This is a genomic window from Streptomyces sp. NPDC047974, assembly GCF_040653375.1.
In the GTDB taxonomy this organism is placed as follows: domain Bacteria; phylum Actinomycetota; class Actinomycetes; order Streptomycetales; family Streptomycetaceae; genus Streptomyces.
The window spans coordinates 200,215-222,684 of record NZ_JBEZNU010000006.1; the positions used below are offsets into that span (position 1 = coordinate 200,215).

The 22,470-nt window shown below is 73.4% G+C and carries 19 protein-coding genes; 5 read left to right on the plus strand and 14 right to left on the minus strand.

Annotated elements, in window-relative coordinates:
- Positions 1-17 precede the first annotated feature (17 nt).
- From AB0E19_RS11770 to AB0E19_RS11785, 4 genes are all read right to left on the minus strand, one after another.
- On the minus strand, positions 18-1,301 hold the full coding sequence (locus tag AB0E19_RS11770; RefSeq protein ID WP_362177067.1) for a lysine N(6)-hydroxylase/L-ornithine N(5)-oxygenase family protein: 1,284 nt from the start codon (positions 1,299-1,301) through the stop codon (positions 18-20).
- Positions 1,288-2,727 carry an aspartate aminotransferase family protein gene (locus AB0E19_RS11775; RefSeq protein WP_362177069.1) on the minus strand — a complete coding sequence of 480 codons (1,440 nt, stop codon included), beginning with the start codon at positions 2,725-2,727 and terminating at the stop codon, positions 1,288-1,290. Before AB0E19_RS11775 ends, AB0E19_RS11770 begins: the two co-directional genes overlap by 14 nt.
- 139 nt (positions 2,728-2,866) lie before the next feature.
- Positions 2,867-3,763 carry a siderophore-interacting protein gene (locus AB0E19_RS11780; RefSeq protein WP_362177072.1) on the minus strand — a complete coding sequence of 299 codons (897 nt, stop codon included), beginning with the start codon at positions 3,761-3,763 and terminating at the stop codon, positions 2,867-2,869.
- Positions 3,764-3,767: 4 nt separating this feature from the next.
- On the minus strand, positions 3,768-4,823 hold the full coding sequence (locus AB0E19_RS11785) for an ABC transporter substrate-binding protein (RefSeq protein WP_362177075.1): 1,056 nt from the start codon (positions 4,821-4,823) through the stop codon (positions 3,768-3,770).
- Between the two features lie 221 nt (positions 4,824-5,044).
- Between AB0E19_RS11785 and AB0E19_RS11790 the strand changes: the two genes are divergently transcribed.
- Complete coding sequence (locus AB0E19_RS11790) at positions 5,045-6,565, plus strand: hypothetical protein (protein ID WP_362177079.1); 1,521 nt, start codon at positions 5,045-5,047, stop codon at positions 6,563-6,565.
- Positions 6,566-6,640: 75 nt separating this feature from the next.
- Here the strand turns inward: AB0E19_RS11790 and AB0E19_RS11795 are convergent, their stop codons facing one another.
- From AB0E19_RS11795 to AB0E19_RS11810, 4 genes are read right to left on the minus strand one after another with little or no spacing between them, the layout of a single operon-like run.
- A complete protein-coding gene (locus AB0E19_RS11795) occupies positions 6,641-7,801 on the minus strand; it encodes an acyl-CoA dehydrogenase family protein (protein ID WP_360603297.1) in 1,161 nt (386 codons plus the stop codon).
- A gap of 8 nt (positions 7,802-7,809) precedes the next feature.
- On the minus strand, positions 7,810-8,745 hold the full coding sequence (locus tag AB0E19_RS11800; RefSeq protein WP_362177083.1) for a hydroxymethylglutaryl-CoA lyase: 936 nt from the start codon (positions 8,743-8,745) through the stop codon (positions 7,810-7,812).
- Complete coding sequence (locus tag AB0E19_RS11805) at positions 8,742-10,676, minus strand: biotin carboxylase N-terminal domain-containing protein (protein WP_362177086.1); 1,935 nt, start codon at positions 10,674-10,676, stop codon at positions 8,742-8,744. The genes AB0E19_RS11800 and AB0E19_RS11805 overlap by 4 nt, the downstream gene beginning before the upstream one ends.
- An 11-nt stretch (positions 10,677-10,687) precedes the next feature.
- Positions 10,688-12,295 carry a carboxyl transferase domain-containing protein gene (locus AB0E19_RS11810; RefSeq protein ID WP_362177089.1) on the minus strand — a complete coding sequence of 536 codons (1,608 nt, stop codon included), beginning with the start codon at positions 12,293-12,295 and terminating at the stop codon, positions 10,688-10,690.
- 87 nt (positions 12,296-12,382) lie between these two features.
- On the opposite strand from AB0E19_RS11810, the gene AB0E19_RS11815 reads away from it, so the two are divergent.
- Positions 12,383-12,985, plus strand: a complete 603-nt coding sequence (locus AB0E19_RS11815) for a TetR/AcrR family transcriptional regulator (RefSeq protein WP_362177092.1) — start codon at positions 12,383-12,385, stop codon at positions 12,983-12,985.
- A gap of 117 nt (positions 12,986-13,102) precedes the next feature.
- On the opposite strand, the gene AB0E19_RS11820 is transcribed toward AB0E19_RS11815, so the two are convergent.
- Positions 13,103-14,464: an MFS transporter gene (locus AB0E19_RS11820; RefSeq protein WP_362177095.1), complete on the minus strand. Its 1,362-nt coding sequence runs from the start codon at positions 14,462-14,464 to the stop codon at positions 13,103-13,105.
- A 279-nt stretch (positions 14,465-14,743) separates the two neighbouring features.
- Between AB0E19_RS11820 and AB0E19_RS11825 the strand changes: the two genes are divergently transcribed.
- Both AB0E19_RS11825 and AB0E19_RS11830 read left to right on the plus strand, forming a co-directional pair.
- Positions 14,744-15,157, plus strand: coding sequence for a MarR family transcriptional regulator (locus AB0E19_RS11825; protein WP_362177098.1), 414 nt, complete (start codon positions 14,744-14,746; stop codon positions 15,155-15,157).
- Positions 15,158-15,207: 50 nt separating this feature from the next.
- A complete protein-coding gene (locus AB0E19_RS11830) occupies positions 15,208-15,990 on the plus strand; it encodes a phosphatase (RefSeq protein ID WP_362177101.1) in 783 nt (260 codons plus the stop codon).
- Here AB0E19_RS11830 and AB0E19_RS11835 read toward each other — a convergent pair.
- The 4 genes from AB0E19_RS11835 to AB0E19_RS11850 all read right to left on the minus strand — a co-directional run bounded on the left by AB0E19_RS11835 (position 15,979) and on the right by AB0E19_RS11850 (position 20,231).
- Positions 15,979-16,917, minus strand: a complete 939-nt coding sequence (locus tag AB0E19_RS11835; protein WP_362177104.1) for a cation diffusion facilitator family transporter — start codon at positions 16,915-16,917, stop codon at positions 15,979-15,981. The two genes, AB0E19_RS11830 and AB0E19_RS11835, sit on opposite strands and share 12 nt — an antisense overlap.
- A 24-nt stretch (positions 16,918-16,941) precedes the next feature.
- Complete coding sequence (locus tag AB0E19_RS11840; RefSeq protein ID WP_362177107.1) at positions 16,942-17,820, minus strand: acyl-CoA thioesterase II; 879 nt, start codon at positions 17,818-17,820, stop codon at positions 16,942-16,944.
- Positions 17,821-18,978: an acyl-CoA dehydrogenase family protein gene (locus tag AB0E19_RS11845; RefSeq protein ID WP_360603279.1), complete on the minus strand. Its 1,158-nt coding sequence runs from the start codon at positions 18,976-18,978 to the stop codon at positions 17,821-17,823. It abuts the gene before it with no gap.
- Between the two features lie 71 nt (positions 18,979-19,049).
- Positions 19,050-20,231 (minus strand): helix-turn-helix transcriptional regulator, encoded by a 1,182-nt coding sequence (locus AB0E19_RS11850; protein WP_362177112.1) that lies wholly within the window; start codon positions 20,229-20,231, stop codon positions 19,050-19,052.
- Between the two features lie 163 nt (positions 20,232-20,394).
- On the opposite strand from AB0E19_RS11850, the gene AB0E19_RS11855 reads away from it, so the two are divergent.
- Entirely contained in the window at positions 20,395-20,997 is a 603-nt protein-coding gene (locus AB0E19_RS11855) for a hypothetical protein (RefSeq protein ID WP_362177115.1), read from the plus strand.
- On the opposite strand, the gene AB0E19_RS11860 is transcribed toward AB0E19_RS11855, so the two are convergent.
- Complete coding sequence (locus AB0E19_RS11860; RefSeq protein ID WP_362177118.1) at positions 20,998-22,422, minus strand: PucR family transcriptional regulator; 1,425 nt, start codon at positions 22,420-22,422, stop codon at positions 20,998-21,000.
- Positions 22,423-22,470 lie beyond the last annotated feature (48 nt).

The window sequence follows — 22,470 nt, forward strand, 5'->3', positions numbered from 1 at the left end:
TCACGAGGGGGAGGAGGTCAAACGGCGAACTCCTGGAACGCGATGGACTTCTCTACGGGGTAGTACTCGGACCCCAGCATCTCGCCGATGATGTACGCGTTGCGGTACGCCCCCATGCCCAGGTCGGGCGAGGTGATCGAGTGGGTGTGGACCCCGGCGTTCTGGAGGAAGACCTCGCGCCCGGTGGTGTCGACCGCGTAGTTGCGGGCGACGTCGAAGCGGCCCTGGCCGTCGAAGCGCAGCCGGTCCTTCAGCGGCTCCAGGAAGGCGGGGACGGCGTACTTGTAGCCGGTCGCGAGGATCAGGCCCTCGGTCTCGATCTCGTACTCCTTCCCCTGCTCCTCCTGGCGGAAGCCGAGGGTGTACGTGCCCGAGGCCTCGTCGTACGCGGCGGTGCGCAGCGCGGAGTTGGTGATCAGGCGGCTGGGGACCGGGCCCGCGAAGTTCTTCTGGTAGAGCAGGTCGAAGATGGCGTCGATGAGGTCGCCGTTGATGCCCTTGAAGAGGCCCTTCTGCTGGGACTCCAGGCGGTAGCGGGTCTCCTCGGGGAGCGCGTGGAAGTAGTCCACGTACTCGGGGGAGGTCATCTCCAGGGTGAGCTTGGTGTACTCCAGCGGGAAGAAGCGCGGGGAGCGGGTCACCCAGTTCAGCTTGTAGCCGTGGACGTCGATCTCCGACAGGAGGTCGTAGTAGATCTCGGCGGCGGACTGGCCGCTGCCGACGATCGTGATCGACTTCTTGCGCTGGAGCGCCTCCTTGTTCGGCACGTAGCGCGAGTTGTGGATCAGGTCGCCGCCGAGCTCGCGGCAGGAGTCCGGGACGTACGGCGGGGTGCCGGTGCCGAGGACGATCCGGCGGGTCAGGAACGTCTCCCCGGCCTCGGTGGTGACGACGTACACCTCGCCGGCCTCGTCGTACGCGACGGAGGAGACGGTGGTGGAGAAGCGGATCGAGGTGACCCGGTCGGCGGCCCAGCGGCAGTAGTCGTTGTACTCGGCGCGCAGCGGGTAGAAGTTCTCGCGGATGTAGAACGAGTACAGCCGGCCCTTCTCCTTCAGGTAGTTCAGGAAGGAGTACGGCGAGGTCGGGTCGGCGAGGGTCACCAGGTCCGACATGAACGGCGTCTGGAGGTGGGCGCCTTCGAGGAACATCCCCGAGTGCCACTCGAAGCCCGGCTTGGACTCCAGGAAGAGGCCGTTCAGTTCGTCGATGGGCTCGGTGAGGCAGGCGAGGCCGAGGTTGAACGGACCGAGCCCGATCCCGATGAAGTCGTGGATCTCAGCGATCTCAGGCGTGGACAAGGTTCTCTCCCAGGTACTGCTCGGCGTGGCCGGCGATCAGATCGAGGACGGCGGCGATGTCGGCCACCGTGGTCTCGGGGTTGAGCAGGGTGAACTTGAGGTACTGGCGTCCGTCGACCTTGGTGCCGGCGACGACGGCCTCGCCCGAGGCGAAGAGCGCCTTGCGGGCGTAGAGGTTGGCGCGGTCGATCTCGGCGGGCGAGGTGACGGCCTCGGGGACGTAGCGGTAGACGAGGGTGGACAGCTGCGGGTCCACGACCACGTCGTAGCGGGGGTCGGCGGCGAGCAGGTCGTACCCGGCGGAGGCCAGGTCGCAGACCTCGTCGAAGAGCTCGCCGACGCCGTCCGCGCCCATGACCCGCAGGGTCATCCACAGCTTGAGGGCGTCGAAGCGGCGGGTGGTCTGGAGCGACTTGTCGACCTGGTTGGGGATCTGCTCGGCGACCGTGCGCGCGGGGTTGAGGTAGTCCGCGTGGTAGGTGGCGTGGCGCAGGGTGGCCCGGTCGCGGACCAGGACGGCGGAGGAACTCACCGGCTGGAAGAAGGACTTGTGGTAGTCGACGGTGACCGAGTCGGCGCGCTCGATGCCGTCGAGGAGGTGGCGGCGCGTGAGCGAGGCGAGCAGTCCGCAGCCGTAGGCGGCGTCGACGTGCATCCAGGCGCCGTACTCCTCGGCGAGGGCGGCGATCTCGGGAAGCGGGTCGATGGAGCCGAAGTCGGTGGTGCCGGCGGTGGCGACGATCGCCATCGGGACGAGGCCTTCGGCGCGGCAGGCCTCCAGCTCGGCGGCGAGGACGACGGACTGCATCCGCTTGCTCTTGTCGACCGGGATCGAGACGACCGCGTCGCGGCCGAGGCCGAGGAGTTTGGCCGACTTCTGGACGGAGAAGTGGCTGCACTCGGAGGAGAAGATGCGGAGCTTCGACAGGTCCTCGGTGCCGGCCTCCTCGCGGGCGAACAGCAGCGCCTGGAGGTTGGACTGGGTGCCGCCGCTGGTGAAGACGCCGTCGGCGAGGGGGCCGAGGCCGATGCGGCCGGTGGTCCAGTCGATGAGCTTGCGCTCGATGAGGGTGCCGCCCGCGGACTGGTCCCAGGTGTCGAGGGAGGAGTTGACCGCCGAGAGGACGGCCTCGCCGAGTACGGCGGGGATGACGACCGGGCAGTTGAGGTGGCCGAGGTAGCGCGGGTGGTGGAAGTAGACCGCGTCGCGGAGGTAGACCTCCTCCAGCTCGTCGAGGGCGGCGGAGGCGTCACCGAGGGGGCGGTCGAGGTCCACGGCGTCGATCACGGGCGCCAGTTCGGCGGGGGTGACGCCGGTGAACGGACCGCGCGTCGTGGCGAGTTTGGTCGCCACCCGCTCGACCCCTTCGGTGACGGAGCGTCGGTAGCTCTCCGCCGTCGTGTCGTTGAGCAGGTGCGAACGCATGTGGGGGCCCTTCCGGGGATGAGGACGCGGGACGCGCAACCGTGGGTGCAGAAGTAAGGTTAGCCTAACCTAATTTGATACGACAACGGCCCCCCGGCCGGTGAAAGTCGGGGGGCCGTGCGGTGAAGGGACCGCTTCGTTACGACGCGTCGCGCTCCGCGTCCTGCGTCGTCTCGTCCGGCACCTCGCGCAGGGCGTCCTCGGACAGCCCCTTGCGCCAGTAGCCGACGAAGGTCACCCGGCGGCGGTCGAGTCCGCGCTCGCGCACGAAGTGCCGCCGCAGCGCCTTCACCGCGCCGGACTCGCCCGCGATCCACACGTACGGCGACTCGCCGGGAAGCTCGGCGCCCGTGACCGCCTCCAGGCCGGAGGGCGCGCCCTCCTCCCGTACGAGCCAGGTGACGGTGGCGTCCGCCTCCGTGTCCAGCTCCATCCGGTCGCCGGAGTACGGCACTTCGAGGAAGACCCGGGCACGGGTCTCGGCCGGCAGCCACTCCAGGACGGCGGAGGCGGCGGGCAGCGCCGTCTCGTCGGCCCAGATGAGCACCGAGTCGGCGTCCTCCGGCAGCCGGAAGCGGACCCCGGTGTTGTCGGCGACCGCCGGGCCGAGCACGACCACCCGGTCACCGGGCGCGGCGTGCTGCGCCCAGCGGCAGGCCGGGCCGCCGTCCTCGTGGACGGCGAAGTCGATGTCGATCTCGTTCACCGGCTCCGTGCGCTGGGCGCGGACGGTGTACGAGCGCATCACGGCCCGGACGTCGTCGGGCATGGCCCGCCAGGCGCCGAGGATCCCGTACATGTCGGGGTCGTCCAGCGGCGGCAGGACGGGCGCCTCCTGGCCGGGGTGCGGCAGGAAGAGGGAGAGCGACTGGTCGCGGCCCCCGGCGGCGAAGCCCTTGAGGTCCTCTCCCCCTAGGTCTCCGACCTGGGGGGGACCCCCAGTGAAGGTGACGCGGACCAGCGACGGGCCGAGCCGCCGCGTCCGGTCGACCTGGAGGGAGAAGAACTGGAACGGGGCGGTCTCGGCGGTCGTCATCGGGTCAGGACACCTTCTTCGCGTTCTCCAGGGCGGTCGCCAGGTCCTCCAGGAGCGGGGCGCACTTGGCGTAGGAGTAGACGGGCTCGGTCACGCGCGGGAAGACCTGGCCGGCCTTGACGGCGGGCAGCGCGGCCCAGGTCGGCTTGGCCTTCAGCTGCTCCGGCTGGAGGGTGCCGGTGCGGTTGTCGAGGAGGATGACGTCGGCCGCGTAGGCGTCGACGTTCTCCCAGCTGAGGAGCTCGAACCAGCCGGACGGGTCCAGCTTCTTCGGGGTGACGATGTTGAGGCCCAGCTCCTGGAAGAAGAGCGTGTCGGTCGGGCGGACCGGGGTGGAGACGTAGAAGGTGTCGGGCGCGCCGGAGCCGATGAGGACCTTGATGTCCTTCTTGGTCTGGGCGACCTTGCGCAGGCGCTCGGCGGCGGCCTCGAAGCGGGCCTTGTCCTTCTTGACCTGCTCGCTGTCCACGTCGCCGCCGAGGGAGGCGGCCAGGTCGGCGTGGCGCTGGAGGACGGACGGCATCGACTTCCCGGCGGCCCACAGGGCGACGCTGGGGGCGATCTTCAGGATCTTGTCCTTCTGCTCCTCCGGCACGTACCAGAGGGCGTCCTTCTCCCACATGTCGGTGATGAGGACCTCGGGCTGGAGCTTGAGGTACTCCTCGATGTTGAACTCGCCCCAGACGTTGCCGATGACCTTCACCTTGGTGATGTCGAGGTCGCCGGCCTGGACGTCGGGCTTCTTCGCCTTGGTGGTCGGGTCCTCGACGTAGGTCGGGCCGAAGACGCCGGCGACCTCGACGCCGAAGTCCTTGAGGGCGGCGGCCATGCCGGTGAAGGCGACGATGTTCTTCGGCGTCGCCTTGGTCTTCACGGTCTGGCCGCGGTCGTCCTTGAACTCCCAGGAGCCGGACTTGGCGGAGGCGGAGGAAGAGGGGCTCGCGTCCTTCTTCTTGTCGCCGTCGCCACAGGCGGCGAGCACGGCGCCGAGCCCGAGGGCGCCGCCCGCGGCGAGGATGCCGCGGCGGGTGAGGGAGGTGGCTCGGGCGTTGCTGGGCATGGCGGGTTCGCTTTCGATACGTGCCGGAGTCGGCCTGATCAAGTCGAGGGTAGGTTAGCCTAACCTCACGTCGATCAGTAGGGCCGGGGCGAGGAGGGGTAGATCACATCGGGAGGCCGCCCCGCCCCCGCCGTGCCGCACTGCTCCTGACGGGGTGCCGGGCGCCCGTCGTGCGGCGCGCCGCCGCGCCCGGGCCGTCGGCCCCGCCGAGGGTGGACGGGATGACGATCCCCGAAGCGAGTGCCCGTCCGCGCTCCCCGCGCGATCCGCGGCCCGACGGCGGCCGCCGGCCGCCGGGCCGGGCATGGCCCCTGGGCGCCGTCGCCGTGGCCTTCGTCCTCGCTCAACTGGTCCTGTCCGTACCGGGAACCGGGCTCGGCTGGGACGAGGCGGTGTACGTCAGCCAGGTCGGCGGCAACGCCCCGCCCGCCTACTTCAGCGCGCCGCGCGCCCGGGGCATCAGCTATCTCGTCGCTCCCGCGGCCGCGTTCACCGCCTCGACCGGAGTCATCCGGCTCTACCTCGTGCTGCTCTCCGGCGCCGCGCTGTTCGGGGTGCTGTGGCTGTGGCGGCCGGTGCTGCCCGTGCGGGTGCTCGCCGTCGCGGGCGCGCTCTTCGCCGGGCTCTGGGTCACGCTCTTCTACGGGCCGCGCGTGATGCCCAACCTGTGGTGCGCCTTCGGGGGGCTCGCGGCCGTCGGCTGCTTCCTGCGCGCCGTCGCCCCGCCGGGGCGGGACCGTCGGCCGGTGGCCGGGCTCGGCGCCGCCGTCGCCTGCGTCACGCTGCTGCGTCCGGCCGACGGGCTCTGGCTCGCGCTGCCGCTGATCGCCGCCGCGCTCCTGGTCCCGGCCTGGCGCCGTCGCCCCGTGCTGCCCGCCGCGACGGCCGCCGGGCTGGTGCTCGGCGCCGTCCCGTGGGTGGTGGAGGCGTACGGCTCGTATGGCGGGCTCGCCGCCCGGCTGCACCGCGCGGGGGAGATCCAGGGCACCCTGGGCTGGTACTTCGCCCTCGACGACCATGTACGGGCGCTCGCCGGCCGCACCCTGTGCCGGCCGTGCGACGTGCCGTGGGAGCACCCGTGGACGGCGCTGTGGTGGTTCCTGCTGCCGCTCGCCGTCGCCGGCGGCCTCGTCGCCGCCGTCCGGACCGGCCGGGGGACCGCCGCCGTCCTCGCGACCGTCACCGCCGCCTCGCTGGCGTTCCCGTACCTCTTCACGATCGGGTACGCGGCTCCCCGCTTCCTGCTGCCCGCGTACGCCCTGCTGGCCCTGCCCGTCGCGGAGTGCGCCCTGGCCGTGGTCGGCGCGGTGCGCCCGGCCCGCCGCCCGCTCGTCGCGGGGCTGCTCGCCGCCGGCTTCCTCGCCCATCTCGCCGTGCAGTACGCCGTCCTGGACCGGGCGGTCGGCTACAGCCGTTCGGTGCGGGTCCAGTTCACCGGCATCGCCGCCGCCCTGGGCGCCCTCGGCGTGCGTCCACCGTGCACGGTGACCGGCCGCGAGTACGTGCCGATCGGCTACTACACCGGCTGCTCCTCCCGCCAGCCGCGCGGTCACGACGGCAGCATCACCGAGGCGGGCCTGGCCGAGCTGGCCCGGCACCGGCCGCTCGCCGTCGTCGTCCACGCGGGCAAGGCCCCGCCCGCCTACGCCGCGGACTGGCCCGTCACCCGCCTCCCGTCGGCCCCGGGCTGGCGCGGGTTCGACGCCTACGTGTCGCCGAGTGCCCGCGCGGGCGCGGGCTGACCCCTCCGCGGGTCCACGGACGCGGCGCGCCCGCCGCACACGGTCCGGTGCGGCGGGCGCGGGGAGGGGGCGGGCTCAGCCCGCGAAGCCCAGTTCGCGGGCGATCAGCATGCGCTGGACCTCGCTGGTGCCCTCGCCGATCTCCAGGATCTTGGAGTCGCGCCACATGCGGGCCACCGGGTACTCGTTCATGAAGCCGTAGCCGCCGTGGATCTGGGTCGCCTCGCGGGCGTTGTCGACGGCGACGGTGGAGGAGTACAGCTTGGCGATCGCCGCCTCCTTCTTGAAGGGCTCGCCCATGACCAGGCGGGAGGCGGCGTCGCGCCAGCCGATGCGGGCCATGTGGGCGCGCGTCTCCATGTCGGCGAGCTTGAACTGGATGGCCTGGTTGTCGCCGATCGGACGGCCGAAGGCGTGACGTTCCTTCGCGTACTTCACGGACTCGTCGACACAGCCCTGGGCGAGGCCCGTGGCGAGGGCGGCGATGGCGACGCGGCCCTCGTCGAGGATGCGGAGGAACTGGGCGTAGCCGCGGCCCTCCTCGCCGAGGAGGTTCTCCACCGGGACGCGGACGTCGTCGAAGGAGAGCTCGCGGGTGTCCGAGGCGTTCCAGCCGACCTTCGAGTACGGGGCGGCGACGGTGAAGCCGGGGGTGCCGGACGGGACGATGATCGAGGAGATCAGCGGGCGGCCGTCGGGCTTGCGGCCGGTGACCGCGGTGACCGTCACCAGACCGGTGATGTCCGTACCGGAGTTGGTGATGAAGCACTTCGAGCCGTTGATGACCCACTGGTCGCCGTCGCGGACGGCGGTGGTGCGGGTGCCGCCCGCGTCCGAGCCCGCGCCCGGCTCGGTGAGGCCGAAGGCGCCGAGCATCTCGCCCGCGCACAGCTTCGGCAGCCACTGCCGCTTCTGCTCCTCGGTGCCGAAGAGGTGCAGCGGCATCGCGCCGAGCGAGACGCCGGCCTCCAGGGTGATGGCGACGGAGGAGTCGACGCGGGCGAGTTCCTCCAGGGCGATGCCGAGGGCGAGGTAGTCGCCGCCCATGCCGCCGTACTCCTCCGGGAACGGCAGGCCGAAGAGGCCCATGCGGCCCATCTCGGCGACGATCTCGTACGGGAACTCGTGGCGCTCGTAGTAGTCGCCGATCTTCGGGGCGACGACGTCGTGGGCGAACGCCTCGACGGTGCGGCGGAGTTCCTCGTGCTCTGCGGAGAGCCGGTGGTCGAGGGACATGGTGTTCGTCACTCCTTGTGGGAGAGGGCGCGGACGGTACGGGACGGGCTCGGGCGGCCCAGCTGTTCGGCCATCCACACGCTCGTGGCGGTGAGGGCGGCCAGGTCGACCCCGGTCTCGATGCCGAGGCCGTCGAGCATCCACACCAGGTCCTCGGTGGCGAGGTTGCCGGTGGCGGACTTGGCGTACGGGCAGCCGCCGAGGCCGCCCGCGGAGGCGTCCACGGTCGTCACGCCGTGCCGCAGCGCGGCGAGCGTGTTCGACAGCGCCTGCCCGTAGGTGTCGTGGAAGTGCACGGCGAGCCGGGAGCTCGGGACCCCGGCCTCGTTCAGCTCCCGCAGGAGCGTCTGGACGTGCCCGGGGGTGGCGACGCCGATGGTGTCGCCGAGGCTCAGCTCGTCGCAGCCCATGTCGGCGAGCGCCTTGGTGACCCGGACGGTCTGCTCGACGGGGACGGCGCCCTCCCAGGGGTCGCCGAAGCACATCGACAGATAGCCGCGGACCTTCAGGCCCGCCTCTATGGCCCGGATGACGACCGGCTCGAACATGGCGAGCGCCTCGTCGACGGTCCGGTTGAGGTTGGCCTTCGCGAAGGACTCGGTGGCGGAGGCGAAGACGGCGACCTCCCGGGCGCCGAGCGCGAGCGCGCGGTCGAGGCCGCGCTCGTTCGGCACCAGGACCGGGAGGCGGACCGGCAGGCCGTTGACGAGCGGGAACAGGGCCTCCGCGTCGGCCAGCTGGGGCACCCACTTCGGGTGCACGAAGCTGGTCGCCTCGACGGTGGAGAGCCCGGCGGCGGCGAGCCGCCGGATGAACTCCGCCTTCACCTCGGTCGGGACGGCCGTCTTCTCGTTCTGCAGCCCGTCCCGGGGGCCGACCTCGTGGATCCTGACCCGGGCGGGCAGGGCCGGGTCGGGCATGGACATGGGCAGTCCGGTGCTCATGCGTCCTCCTCCTCGCGGGGCGTGACGACGGCCAGGACCTGCTCCATGGCGACGGTCGTCCCGGGCGTGACGTCCAGTTCGGTGACGGTGCCGGCGTGCGGGGCGGAGATGACGTGCTCCATCTTCATCGCCTCGACGACGAGCAGGCTCTGGCCCGCCTCCACCTCGTCCCCGACCGCCACCTTCACGACGGTCACGGTCCCCGGCATCGGCGCGGCCAGCGTGTCCGCCCCGCCGTGCCGCGCCCCGGAGAGCGCGGCGGCCACCGCGTCGTGGTCCATGACGTGCCAGGAGTCGCCGTCCCGGCCGAGCCAGTCGCCGGCCCGTCGGAAGGTGTGGGTGACGCCGTCGAGGACGACCGTGACGCCGGCGTCGGTGACGCGGGCGCCCGCCGGTGCCTCCACCGTGACGGGTTCGAAGCCCGGGACGCGCAGCGGGAAGGCGAGGGGCTTCGGCGCCCCGCCGAGGCGCCAGCCGTCCGGCACGTCGAACGGATCGGTCCAGCCGCCGCGCGGCCGCGGCGCCAGCCCGGTCCGGCGCACGGCGGCCGCCGCCGCGTACACCTCGTCCGGTACGCCCTCCGGGACCAGGGACTCCGCGTCCCGCTCCACGAGCCCGGTGTCCATCGCGCCCGACACCACGTCCGGGTGGGCCAGGAGGCGGCGGAGGAAGCCCGCGTTGGTGGGGACGCCGAGGGTGGTGAGGTCGGCCAGGGCCGCGCGGAGCTTGCGCAGCGCGGTGGGGCGGTCCTTCGCGTGGACGATCACCTTCGACAGCATCGGGTCGTAGAGGGAGGAGACCTCGGATCCCTCCAGGAGACCGGAGTCGGTGCGCACCCCCTCGCCCGCCGGCTCGTGGAGGGCGAGGACCGTGCCGCCCGACGGGAGGAAGCCGCGGGACGGGTCCTCCGCGCAGATGCGGGCCTCGATCGCCCAGCCGTCGAGGCGGACGTCGTCCTGGGCGAAGTCGAGCGGTTCGCCGGCCGCGACGCGGAGCTGCCACTCCACCAGGTCCAGGCCGGTGACGAGCTCCGTGACCGGGTGCTCGACCTGGAGGCGGGTGTTCATCTCCATGAAGTAGTACCGGGACGGGTCGCCGCCCGGGACGATGAACTCGACCGTGCCCGCGCCGACATAGCCGCAGGACCGGGCCGCCTCCACCGCCGCCGCGCCCATCGCCGCGCGGGTCTCCTCGTCGAGCAGGACGCTCGGCGCCTCCTCGATGATCTTCTGGTGGCGGCGCTGGAGCGAGCACTCGCGCTCGCCGAGGTGCACCACGTTCCCGTGCGCGTCCGCGAGGACCTGGATCTCGATGTGCCGGGGGCGGTCGATCCACCGCTCCACGAGGAGCGTGTCGTCGCCGAAGGAGGCGCGGGCCTCGCGGCGGGCCGCCGCGATCTCCTCGTCCAGGACCGCCAGGTCCCGCACCAGGCGCATGCCCTTGCCGCCGCCGCCCGCGCTCGGCTTCAGGAGGACGGGCGCGCCCATCTCGCGGGCGGCCTCGGCCACCCGGGGGTCGGCGTCGCCCGGCACGACGGGCACGCCCGCCGCCTTCACCGTCTCCTTCGCCCGGATCTTGTCGCCCATGAGGGCGATCGCCTCGGCGGAGGGGCCGATGAAGACGAGGCCCGCGTCCGCGCAGGCGCGCGCGAAGGCCGCGTTCTCGGCGAGGAAGCCGTAGCCGGGGTGGACGGCCTGCGCCCCGGTGCGGCGGGCCGCGTCCAGGAGGGCGGGGACGGAGAGGTACGACTCCGAGGCCGCCGCGGGCCCGATGCGTACCGCCGTGTCGGCCTCCCGCACGTGCCGGGCGTCGGCGTCGGCGTCGCTGTACACCGCGACCGAGCGGACGCCGAGCGCCCGCAGGGTGCGGATGACGCGGACCGCGATCTCGCCCCGGTTGGCGACGAGGACGGTGTCGAACATCTGCTGCATCGTCAGGGTCCTCACATCCGGAAGACGCCGAACTGGGGGTCACCCAGGGGCGCGTTGGCACAGGCGGTCAGCGCGAGACCCAGCACCTGGCGGGTCTCCAGCGGGTCGATCACGCCGTCGTCCCAGAGGCGGGCGGTCGCGTAGTAGGCGCTGCCCTGCGTCTCGTACTGCTCGCGGATCGGGGACTTGAAGGACTCCTCCTCCTCGGCGCTCCACGCGTCGCCGAGCTGGTCGCGCTTGACCGTGGCGAGGACCGAGGCGGCCTGCTCGCCGCCCATGACGGAGATCTTGGCGTTGGGCCACATCCACAGGAAGCGGGGGGAGTAGGCCCGGCCGCACATCGAGTAGTTGCCCGCGCCGAAGGAGCCGCCGACGACGACCGTCAGCTTCGGCACGCGCGTGGTGGCGACGGCGGTGACCATCTTGGCGCCGTGCTTGGCGATGCCGCCGTGCTCGTACGCCTTGCCGACCATGAAGCCGGTGATGTTCTGCAGGAAGACCAGCGGGATGCCGCGCTGGTCGCACAGCTCGATGAAGTGCGCGCCCTTCTGGGCGGACTCGGCGAACAGGATGCCGTTGTTGGCGACGATGCCGACCGGGTGGCCGTGGATCCGGGCGAAGCCGGTGACCAGGGTCTGGCCGTACTCGGACTTGAACTCCTGGAAGCGGGAGCCGTCCACCACGCGGGCGATGACCTCGCGCACGTCGTAAGGGGTGCGGGAGTCGACCGGGACGGCGCCGTACAGGCCGTACGGGTCGACCTTCGGCTCCTCGGCCGGCTCGACCTTCCACGGCAGCGGGCCCCGCTCGGGCAGGGTCGCCACGATGTTCCGGACGATCCGCAGCGCGTGCGCGTCGTCCTCCGCGAGGTGGTCGGTGACGCCGGAGATGCGGGAGTGGACCTCGCCGCCGCCCAGCTCCTCCGCCGTGACGACCTCGCCGGTCGCGGCCTTCACCAGCGGCGGACCGCCGAGGAAGATCGTGCCCTGGTTCCGGACGATCACGGCCTCGTCGCTCATCGCCGGGACGTACGCGCCGCCGGCCGTGCAGGAGCCCATGACGGCCGCGATCTGCGGGATGCCGGCGCCGGACATGCGGGCCTGGTTGTAGAAGATCCGGCCGAAGTGCTCGCGGTCCGGGAAGACCTCGTCCTGCATCGGCAGGAAGGCGCCGCCGGAGTCGACGAGGTAGAGGCAGGGGAGGCGGTTGTCGAGCGCCACCTCCTGCGCCCGCAGGTGCTTCTTCACCGTCATCGGGTAGTAGGTGCCGCCCTTGACCGTGGCGTCGTTGGCGACGATCACGCACTCGCGGCCGGAGACCCGGCCGATGCCCGCGATGACGCCGGCGGCCGGGGCCTGGTCGCCGTACATGCCGTTCGCCGCGAGCGGCGCCAGCTCCAGGAACGGCGAGCCCGGATCGAGGAGGGTGTCCACCCGGTCGCGCGGCAGCAGCTTCCCGCGCGCGGTGTGCCGGGCGCGGGACTTCTCACCGCCTCCGAGCGCGGCCTCGGCCAGCTTGGCCCGCAGCGCCTCCGAGAGCTCCTGGTGCGCCGCCTCGTTGGCCCGCCAGGCCGCCGAGGCGGGATCTGCCGCGCTCGACAGCACAGGTGCCTGCTGCATCGACCGATCTCCCTTGTTCGGTTAATGAGCGTTAACGTACGCGGCTCAGGTTAACGACCGCTAACCAGGTTGTCTAGGATGGAGGGCATGAGCCCGAGCCCGACCCCGACGCCCGCCCGGATGGACGCCACGACCCGCCGTGAGCAGATCCTCAAGGAGGCCGCCCGCCTCTTCGCCGCGCGCGGGTTCCACGGGGTGGGCGTCGACGAGATAGGAGCCGCGGTCGGCATCAGCGGCCCCGGGCTCTACCGGCACTTCCCCGGCAAGGACGCGATGCTCGCCGAGCTGCTCGTCGGCATCAGCGAGCGGCTCCTCGACGGCGGCCGGCTGCGGGTCGCGGAGTCGCCCGGCGACCCGGCGGCCCTCCTGGCCTCGCTCATCGACGGGCACATCGACTTCGCCCTCGACGACCGGCCGCTCATCACCCTGCACGATCGTGAGCTCGACCGCCTCAAGGACGAGGACCGCAAGCGGGTCCGCCAGCTCCAGCGGCAGTACGTCGAGCTGTGGGTCGACGTGGTGCGCGCCCTGCACCCGACGGCGGGCGAGCCGGAGGTCCGGGCGGCGGTGCACGCCGTCTTCGGCCTCCTCAACTCCACCCCGCACCTCGGCGCCCCCCTGGAGCGCGCGGAGATGGAACGCCTCCTGAGGAACCTCACCCACGGCGCGCTGGGCGCCCTGGCGGTCTGAACCGCCCGCGCCCGCCCCGCCCCGCCGGGCGACGTCGCCGGCCGGGGCGCCCCACCGCCCCGCCCGGGCCAGGCCGTTTCCTTCGGATCGGGCCCGGCATGATCCGGAAGGGACGGCCTACGCCGCCGGCCGTCCCCCCGCGGTCAGCCGGCGCAGGACGAGCGCGACGACCAGGCCGGCGGCGGAGAGGGCCGCCAGGGCCAGGAAGCCGTCGGCGACCCCGGCGGCGGTGGCGTCCGGGGCGGCGGCGCCCTCCGCCAGCCGGCCGTCGGCGGTGGTGGCCAGGACGGTGCCGATCACGGCGATGCCCAGGGCCGCGCCGCTCTCGTTGAAGGTGTTCAGGAGCCCGGAGCCGACGCCCGACTCCGCCGCCCCGACGTGCGAGGCGCCGATGCCGAACAGCGGGACGAAGCAGGCCGGCAGGCCCGCGCCGACGACGGCGAGCGCCACGACCGTCGGCGGGACCGAGCCGGGCCCGGTGGCGAGGAAGCCCGCGCCGACGAGGTGGAGGGCGGCGCCGAGCGCGTACGTCCCGCCCGGTCCGAGCGCGCCGACGAGGGCGGGCGCGACCGCGGCGGCGGCGAGCGCGGCCAGGCCCATCGGCAGCAGGGCGAGGCCGGTGGCGAAGGCGCTCATCCGGTGGACCTCCTGGAAGTACTGGGCGGCCAGGAAGGAGCTGCCGATCATCACGCCGGCGACCAGGAGCAGGCCCACGCTGGACAGCCAGTAGGTCGGCCTGCGCAGCAGGTGCAGCGGCAGCAGCGGGTCCTCGCGGCCCAGCTCCATGAAGGTCACCAGGGCGAGGAGGGCCGCCGCGGCGGCGAGGCCGGCCCAGGCGGCCCGGTCGCCGAGGCCCTCGTGGAAGCGGATCAGGCCGAAGGAGAGGGCGGCGAGCCCGGCCGTGGACACGACGGCCGAGGGGAGCCGGAGCCCGCGGCCGGAGGCGGTCCGCAGCGGGGGCACGGCGCGCAGGGCGCCGGCGAAGGCCGCGACGCTGACGGGGAGGTTGACGAGGAAGGCCCAGCGCCAGTCGACGGCCGTGACGATCAGGCCGCCGAGCACGACACCGAGGGTGGCGCCGATGACGCCGAGGCCGCTCCAGGCGGTCAGTGCGATCCTGCGCTGCTCCTCGTCCCGGTAGACCTCCAGGATGATCGAGAGGGCGGCCGCGGAGAGCAGCGCGGCGCCGACGCCCTGCGCGGCGCGCCCGCCGACCAGCAGTTCCTGGCCGGGGGCGAGGCCGCAGAGCGCCGAGGCGGCGGCGAAGAGGGTGAGCCCGGCGAGGAAGGCGCGCCGCCTCCCGTGGACGTCGGAGACCCGGCCGCCGAAGAGCAGCAGGCTGCCGAAGAGCAGGACGTAGGCGCTGATCGTCCACTGGAGGGCCGTCCGGTCCGCGGGCAGGTCCGCCCCGATGGAGGGGAGGGCCACGTTCACGACGGTCGAGTCGAGCATCACCATCAGCTGGGCGGCGCCGACCACGGCCAGGGCGGTCCAGGGTGCCTTGGCGGGAGCGGCCGGGGACGGTGTCGGGGCCGGGGACGGGGACGGGGACGGTGTCGGTGTCGGTGTCGGGGACGGTGCCGGTGCCGGTGCCGGTGCCGAGGGTGAGGGTGAGGCCGGTGGTGCCGGCGTCCGCTGGTTCATGGGGGTCCCTTCTCGCACGGATTCCGATCCATGCGCATGCATGGAAATCGCCTCCGCACGCTACATCCATGCGCATGTATAGACAAGGGCCGGGTGGGCGCCTAGGATCGGGGCGTGACCGAAGCACCCCTGACCGACCGCTGGATGGCCACGGTCCGCGTCGGCGCGCAGATCGCCCAGGCCGCGGAGCGCCTGCTCTCGGACGCGTACGGCCTGTGCGTCAGCGGATTCGAGATCATGGACGTCATGGACCGGGAGGGCGACTGGATCCGCGCCGGCGAGCTGAGCGCCCGCGCCTCCCGGAGCCAGCCCCAGGTCTCCCGGCTGCTCGCGCAGATGGTGGACGCCGGATACGTCGAGCGCCGCCCCTGCGCCACCGACCGGCGCGGCTTCGACGTCCGCCTGACCGCGTCCGGCGGGGACCTCTTCGCCCGCGCCACCGTCACCATGGAGGAGCTCCTGGGAGGGCTCGCCGGGGCGCGCCCGGAGGTGCGCGAGGTCCTCGCCGCACCGCGCGGGGACGTCTGAGGCGCGGAACGCCTCCCCGGCCGCGCAGCGGGCGCGTCACAATGAGTGCCATGCCGATACTCAGCCGTGACGCCCTCGTCGAGCACCTCGTCCGCAGCCGCATCGCGGGCGACGTCGCCACCCCCCGCGAGAACAACCTCGACCACTACCGCAAGCTCGCCAACGGCGACCGGCACTACTGGCTCGGCCTGGAGCTCGGGGACCGGTGGACGGACGAGCAGGACGTGCTGGCCGTGATGGCCGAGCGCTGCGGCGTCGTCGACGACCCGGCCCACCGCGCCGGGCAGGACACCATCGACCCCGAGCTGACCGTCGACGCCCTCGACCGGATGGCCGCCCGGCTGAAGGAGGCCGCCGCCGCCCGGCAGCGCGTGCTCTTCGCCACCGGCCACCCCGGCGCGCTGATCGACGCGCACAGCCGGGTCGCCGCCGCGCTGCGGGCCCAGGGCTGCGACATCGTGCGGATCCCCGGCGGGCTCGTCGCCGACGAGGGGTACGTCGTGCAGTTCGCGGACGTCGCCGTGTTCGAGCGCGGCGCCAGCCTCTGGCACACCCACTCGCCGGAGCCGATGAACGCGATCCTCGACGGCCTCGCCCTGCTCGGCGAGGCCGCGCCCGACCTCGTCGTCGCCGACCACGGCTGGGCCGGCCGCGCCGCGCAGCGCGGCATCGACTCCGTCGGCTACGCGGACTGCAACGACCCGGCGCTCTTCGTCGCCGAGGCCGAGGGCACCATGAAGGTGACCGTCCCCCTCGACGACCACGTCGTGGACCCGCGCTTCTATGAGCCGATGACGGCCTACCTGCTGAACGCCGCGGGCCTACTGGTCTGACGGCCCCGGCGTCGGGTCCAGATAGACCCGCCGCACCGAGGGGAAGCGGGCCCGGAGGCGTGCCTCCGCCTGTTCGCAGGCCCGCTCCACCTCCGCCGCCGTCACCACGTCCCGGAAGTCGACCTTCGCGGCGATCATCACCTCGCCGGGGCCCTGGATCAGGGTGATCAGGTCGAGCACGTCCACCACGTGCGCGACGCCGAGCAGTTCCTCCCGCACCTCCGCGCGCATGGGCCGGGGCAGCGGGCGGCCGATGAGGAGCCGGGCGTTGGCGCGGCCCAGGACCCAGGCCACGTACACGAGGAGACAGCCGATCAGGATCGAGGCGATGCCGTCCCAGACGCCGGAGCCGGTGATCTGGCCGCCGAGCAGGCCGCCGGCGGCGAGCATCAGACCGGCGAGGGCCGCCGAGTCCTCCAGGACCACCGCCTTGACGGTGGTGTCGGGGGTGAGCCGCAGGTAGGCGGCGAAGGGCGCCCGCATCCGTTCCGCCTCCGCCTTGACCTGCTTGACGCCGGTCCGCAGGGAGAAGGCCTCCAGGACGAAGGAGACGGCGAGCACGATGTAGGAGACGAGCGGGTCGCCGAGCTCCTCGCCGTGGGTGAGCGTGTGGATGCCGTCGTAGACCGAGAAGACCGCGCCGCCGACGAAGGTGGCGACGGCGGCGAGCATCGCCCAGACGTACCGCTCGCCCGCGTGCCCGACCGGATGGTCCTCGTCGGCGGGCTTCTCGCTCCGCTTGAGCGCGGTGAGCAGCATGGCCTCGGTGACGGTGTCGGCGACCGAGTGGGCGGCCTCCGACATCATCGCGCTCGATCCGCTGATGACGCCGGCGACGGCCTTGGCGACCGCGATCCCGAGGTTCGCGCCCGCCGCCACGATCACCGTGAAGGTGCTCTCACCGTTGTCCGTCCGCGCATCCGTCATGACATCGGACGGTATGTCCGGTCGTCAGCGTGGGACGCGAACGACACCCTCCTGGATGACGGAGATCGCGAGCCGCCCGTCCCGGGTCCAGATCCTGGCCTGGCCGAGACCGCGCCCGCCGGAGGAGGACGGCGACTCCTGGTCGTAGAGGAGCCATTCGTCGGCCCGGAAGGGCCGGTGGAACCACATCGCGTGGTCGAGCGAGGCGCCGACCACGTCCCCGACGGCCCAGCCGCCGCGCCCGTGGGCGAGCAGCACCGAGTCGAGCAGGGTCATGTCGGAGACGTAGGTGGCGAGCACGACGTGCAGCAGGGGTTCGTCGATGGCGCCGCCGAGCTTGCCGTTGGTGCGGAACCACACCTGCGAGCGCGGTTCGCGCGGCTCCCCGACCGAGCCCCACGGCGGGGTCTCGGCGTACCGCAGGTCGACGGCGGCGCGGGCCTCGACCAGTCGCCGGGCGACGTCCTGCGGCAGGTGCCGGGGGAGCATCTCCTCGGCGGTCGGCAGAGACTCCGGGTCGGGCGCGGCCGGCATCGCGTCCTGGTGGTCGAGCCCCTCCTCGTACGCCTGGAAGGACGCGGAGAGGTGGAAGATCGGCTGCCCGTGCTGGATCGCGACGACCCGCCGGGTGGTGAAGGACCGCCCGTCCCGGATCCGGTCGACCTCGTAGACGATCGGCGCGCCCGGGTCGCCCGGCACCAGGAAGTAGGCGTGCAGGGAGTGGGCGAGCCGATCGGCGGGGACGGTCCGGCCCGCCGCCACCAGCGCCTGGGCGGCCACCTGGCCGCCGAAGACGCGGGGGACGATCGCGGACCGGGACTGTCCCCGGAAGATGTCCTGCTCGATCCGCTCCAGGTCGAGCAGGGCGAGCAGGTCATCCAGTGCGGAAGGAGCGTCGGGCACTTACAGGCCCATGTTCTTCGCGATGATCGACTTCATGATCTCGCTGGTGCCGCCGTAGATGCGGTTGACGCGGTTGTCGGCGTACAGGCGGGCGATCGGGTACTCGTTCATGTAGCCGTAGCCGCCGTGCAGCTGGAGGCAGCGGTCGATGACGCGGTGGGCGACCTCGGTGCAGAAGAGCTTGGCGGAGGCGGCCTCGGCCGGGGTCAGCTCGCCCGCGTCCAGGGCCTCCAGGGCGCGGTCGGCGACGGCCTCGGCGGCGTCGACCTCGGCCTGGCAGGCGGCCAGCTCGAACTTGGTGTTCTGGAAGTGGGCGACCGGCTTGCCGAAGACGGTGCGCTCCTGCACGTACTGCTGGGCGAAGCGGACGGCGGCCTTGGCCTGCGCGTAGGCGCCGAAGGCGATGCCCCAGCGCTCGGAGGCGAGGTTGTGGCCGAGGTAGTAGAAGCCCTTGCCCTCCTCGCCGAGGAGGTCCTCGACGGGGACCTTGACGTCGACGAAGGCGAGCTCGGCGGTGTCGGAGGTCTTCAGGCCGAGCTTGTCGAGCTTGCGGCCGATCGAGTAGCCCTCGGACTTGGTGTCCACGGCGAAGAGCGAGATGCCGAAGCGGCGGTCGTCCTCGGACGGGGCCGAGGTGCGGGCGCAGACGATGACGCGGTCGGCGTGGACGCCGCCGGTGATGAAGGTCTTGGCGCCGTTGAGGACGTAGTGGGTGCCGTCCTCGGAGAGCTTGGCGGTGGTCTTCATGCCCGCGACGTCGGAGCCGGTGCCCGGCTCGGTCATCGCCAGGGCCCACATCTCCTCGCCGGAGACGAACTTCGGCAGGTAGCGCTTCTTCTGGTCCCCGGTGGCGAGCATCTTGATGTACGGCAGGGCGAGCAGCACGTGCACGCCGGAGCCGCCGAACTGCACGCCGGCGCGGGAGGTCTCCTCGTAGAGGACGGCCTCGAACTTGTGGGTGTCGAGACCGGCGCCGCCGAACTCCTCCGGCACGTTGATGCCGAAGATGCCCAGCTCGCCGAGCTTGTAGTAGAAGTCGCGCGGCGCCTGGCCGGCCGCGAACCACTCGTCGTAGACGGGGACGACCTCGGCCTCGATGAAGGCCCGGATGGTCTCCCGGAACGCCTCGTGGTCCTCGTTGAATACGGTACGGCGCACGAGCCGCCTCCTCATCGCTGCCAGTTGTCTAAGCGCTTGCTCAGCCTGTCGTGTTCGAAGTTACCCAGCGGTCACCCGCCCTGTCCAGACTCCCCGCCTGTGATCCAGGCCCTCCCCGCGGAGTCGTACCCGTACACCGGCCCTCGCCCCACCCCGCTCGTCCGGAAGGGTGCCCCGCCCTCGTCCCCGATCCGCACCGTGCCGGTCCTTCCCTCCGCGCTCCACTCCAGTTCCAGGTACCAGCTGCAGTCGCACCCCGCCGTCCGCGCCGAGACGAGGAGCTCCGCGGGCTCGGTGGCGGTGACCGCGTACGGGAAGACGACGGCGGGCAGCGTCCGGCCCTCCTCCCCGGAGGCGTCGTACCCGTCCAGGGACCGGGCCACCGGCCGCGGCCGGTCCAGGTCCACCTCGAAACGGCGCGGCGTCACCGCCCCGCCGCACCCCTCGTCCATCCGGTACGCCGCCCACGGCAGCGGCGCCCCCCGCTCCACCACGCGCACGTGCAGCGCCTGGAGCACGACCGCCGCCGCGCCCTTCCCCTGCACCGACACCCGCACCAGCGTCTCCCCGCCGTGCACCGCCCCCGCCGCCCGCGCCCACCGCCGCGCGTCGGCCGGCACCGGCGGGGGAGCGGGCGTGCGCTCCGCGAGATAGGTGTGCCCGCACCCGCTCGCCCACAGGTCCGAACCGACCGTCCACGTCAACGGCGGAGGCGCGGGAGCCTCCCGCTTCTCCGGCAGGAGTACGGCTCCGAGCGTCACCGCCCCGAGCACCGCCACCGCCCCGCCGACCAGGCCCGCCCACGCCCACCGCCGGCGCCGCCGCCCGGACGGGAGGCCCGGGGCGGCGCCCCCGGCCGACGGCGGCGCGTCCCCCGGCCCGGCCGCCGGCTCTCGCGGCGGGGTGGGTCCCGGTTCCGGGCCCGGGTCCGGAGCGGGCACGCGCGCGTGCGCGGCCTCGGGCTCCGCCGCGCGCGCGTGCCCGGTCTCCGGGTTCGGCGGGCGCCGGACGCCGTCCGCCCGGGTCCAGGCCTCCTCCAGGGCGCGCCGCTCCTCCTCGTCCGCGCCGCACAGCGCGGCCAGCCGGCCGACGACGGCGAAGCCCTCCGGGACGGTCGCGCCGGAGCAGTACCGGTGGAGGGTGGACGCGCTGACGCTCAGGCGCCGGCCCAGCGCCTCGTAACTCCTCCCGTCGCGCGCCTTCAGCGCGCGCACGAGCCGCGCGAACTCCTCGACGGCGGCGTCCTTCGGCATTCCATCCCCCTCGACCCTGCGTCCCATCCCTCACGTCCTTGCACGTCAGCGGGGGTGGAATGGTTCCGGGACGGGTGATGGGCGCGTCACCGTTGCGAGGGGCGGGCCGGGGCCCGAGGCTGGTGGTGCACCGACCGAACGACCCGACGGGGGATCCACCACCATGACCAGGTTCCGTACCGCACTCGCCACCGCTGCCGCCGCCCTGGGCCTCGCCGCCCTCGCCACCGGCCCGGCGCAGGCCGCCGCCCAGCCCGCCTTCCTCGCCGCCTCCCAGCTGCCGCCGTCGTCGACGCCGTGGACCGCCACCCCGGTCTTCACCGGCGTGCCGGAGAACGGCGGCGCCCTCTGCGCCGAGTACAAGATCCCGGCGCAGAACACCCGCTACCGCGAGTTCGGCACCGAGCTCGACACCAACGCCGTCCAGATCACGACCGTCGCCCGCACCGAGGCCGACGCCGTGAAGCTGGTCGACACCCTCCGCAAGTCCCTCGCCGGCTGCGGCACCCGCCTGGAGCAGCAGAACCCGGGCCTGGACGCCGTCAGCGCCTACCACGGCAAGCTCGCCGTCGAGGAGGGCGCCTGGGTCTACAGCCTGGACACCGCCGACCCGCAGATCGGCAACACCGACATCCACCTCTTCTCCGTCGGCCGCGACGGCCGCACCGTCACCTTCGTCCGCTGGGGCCAGATGGGCGACCTCGCCGACGCCCCGCTGACCGGCTTCCGCACCACGACGAAGACCGCCGTCAACAAGCTCTACTGATCACCTTCGCCCGAGCGCGAACCACAGCTCCATCCGCACGTCCGGATCGTCCAGGTCCCGGTCGAGGAGGACCGCGCAGCGGGCGATCCGCTGGCGGACCGTGTTGCGGTGGACGCCGAGCGCGGCGGCCGTCCGGTCCCAGCTGCCGTGCAGGGAGAGCCAGGCGCGCAGGGTCTCGGCCTGCGCCTCGCCGAGGGGAGCGAGGAGCACGCGCGCGTGGGCGGCGGCCTCCGCCGGGTCGACCAGACCGGCGAGGCCGTCCGCCCGGTGGCGGACCAGGGCCGACCGGGTCGCCTCCGCCCGCCGCAGCGCCCGGCCCGCCTGCGCGTCGGCCGCCGCGAGGGCGGACGGCTCCGCCGGGGCGGAGACCCCGAGGGTCCAGCCGGGCTGGGCCGTCACCGGCGCCTCCGGCGGCAGCAGGAGCCGTACCGGCGGGCCCGCCTCGACCAGGTCCGTGCCGAGCGCCGCCGCGAGGCCGGCCGGGGCGAACGGCGTGCCGTCGCCGCCCCGGGCGTGCACCACCGTCCACGGGCCGGGGGACAGTGCGGCGGCCGCCTCCGCCGCCGGGGCGCCGAGCAGCAGCCGGGTCAGCACCCCGTCCCTCACCGCCGCGTCGGTCGCCCGGTGCGGGGCGGTCAGCAGGGACAGCAGCACCACCGCCACCCCGGCGACCGTGTGGTCGCCGGGATCGCGGCGCTCCGTCGCCACGCCGAGCGTCAGCCCGTCGCCGCCGCCGAGCGCGTACGCCGCCAGCCTCCACCCGCCGCCCTCGCCGCTCGCCGACGCCGGACCGCCCGGGCGCGGACCGACGACCCCGGACAGCTCCGCGAGGGCCCGCGCCGCCTCCGGGGGCAGCTCCCGGCCCGCCGCCGCCCACTCCGCGCCGTCGCCGCCGTACAGGACCGCCCGGCCGCCGAGCCGCGAGGCCAGCGCGTGCAGCACGGCCGGGACCGGCGCCGGACGCGCGGCGGCCGTCGCGAGGGACTGCTGCGCCTCCGTCACCCGGCGCAGCTCCGACAGCCTGGCCTCCGCCATCAGCCGCCACAGCGCCCGCGCCACCGCCGCGAACGGCGTTCCGGGCGGCACCTCGACCAGGGGCAGCCCGTGCCGCACGCACGCCTCGACCAGCTCCGCCGGCACCGTGTCGTACACCGGCGTCACCCCGAAGCCGAGCGCCGCCGCCCCCGCCTCCACCACCCGCGCCACGAACCGCGCCGGATCCGCCAGCTGCACGCCCGCCGTCAGCAGCAGCTCACCGCCGAGCAGATACGGATACGGGTCGGCCATCTCCGAGGTGTGCACCCCGTGCAGCGCCACCTCGTCCGTGCCGGTGAGCAGCCGGAGACCCAGTTCCCGCCGGGCCAGCAGCGCGGCGAGCGGCACCGGTGGCGCCGGAGGGGCGGAGCCCGGATCGGTGCGCGCCATGACCATGGTCCTTCCGTACATCAACCGCCCCGACAGTGGAGGAAACGT

Bases quoted from the DNA above. Each gene is read 5' to 3' on its own strand.
- AB0E19_RS11815 (WP_362177092.1), top strand. From the start codon at position 12,383: ATGAGCCCGAGCCCGACCCCGACGCCCGCCCGGATGGACGCCACGACC.
- AB0E19_RS11780 (WP_362177072.1), bottom strand. From the start codon at position 3,763: ATGACGACCGCCGAGACCGCCCCGTTCCAGTTCTTCTCCCTCCAGGTC.
- AB0E19_RS11855 (WP_362177115.1), top strand. From the start codon at position 20,395: ATGACCAGGTTCCGTACCGCACTCGCCACCGCTGCCGCCGCCCTGGGC.
- AB0E19_RS11805 (WP_362177086.1), bottom strand. From the start codon at position 10,676: ATGCAGCAGATGTTCGACACCGTCCTCGTCGCCAACCGGGGCGAGATC.
- AB0E19_RS11775 (WP_362177069.1), bottom strand. From the start codon at position 2,727: ATGCGTTCGCACCTGCTCAACGACACGACGGCGGAGAGCTACCGACGC.
- AB0E19_RS11800 (WP_362177083.1), bottom strand. From the start codon at position 8,745: ATGAGCACCGGACTGCCCATGTCCATGCCCGACCCGGCCCTGCCCGCC.
- AB0E19_RS11810 (WP_362177089.1), bottom strand. From the start codon at position 12,295: ATGCAGCAGGCACCTGTGCTGTCGAGCGCGGCAGATCCCGCCTCGGCG.
- AB0E19_RS11830 (WP_362177101.1), top strand. From the start codon at position 15,208: ATGCCGATACTCAGCCGTGACGCCCTCGTCGAGCACCTCGTCCGCAGC.
- AB0E19_RS11785 (WP_362177075.1), bottom strand. From the start codon at position 4,823: ATGCCCAGCAACGCCCGAGCCACCTCCCTCACCCGCCGCGGCATCCTC.
- AB0E19_RS11795 (WP_360603297.1), bottom strand. From the start codon at position 7,801: ATGTCCCTCGACCACCGGCTCTCCGCAGAGCACGAGGAACTCCGCCGC.
- AB0E19_RS11850 (WP_362177112.1), bottom strand. From the start codon at position 20,231: ATGCCGAAGGACGCCGCCGTCGAGGAGTTCGCGCGGCTCGTGCGCGCG.
- AB0E19_RS11835 (WP_362177104.1), bottom strand. From the start codon at position 16,917: ATGACGGATGCGCGGACGGACAACGGTGAGAGCACCTTCACGGTGATC.
- AB0E19_RS11790 (WP_362177079.1), top strand. From the start codon at position 5,045: ATGACGATCCCCGAAGCGAGTGCCCGTCCGCGCTCCCCGCGCGATCCG.
- AB0E19_RS11860 (WP_362177118.1), bottom strand. From the start codon at position 22,422: ATGGCGCGCACCGATCCGGGCTCCGCCCCTCCGGCGCCACCGGTGCCG.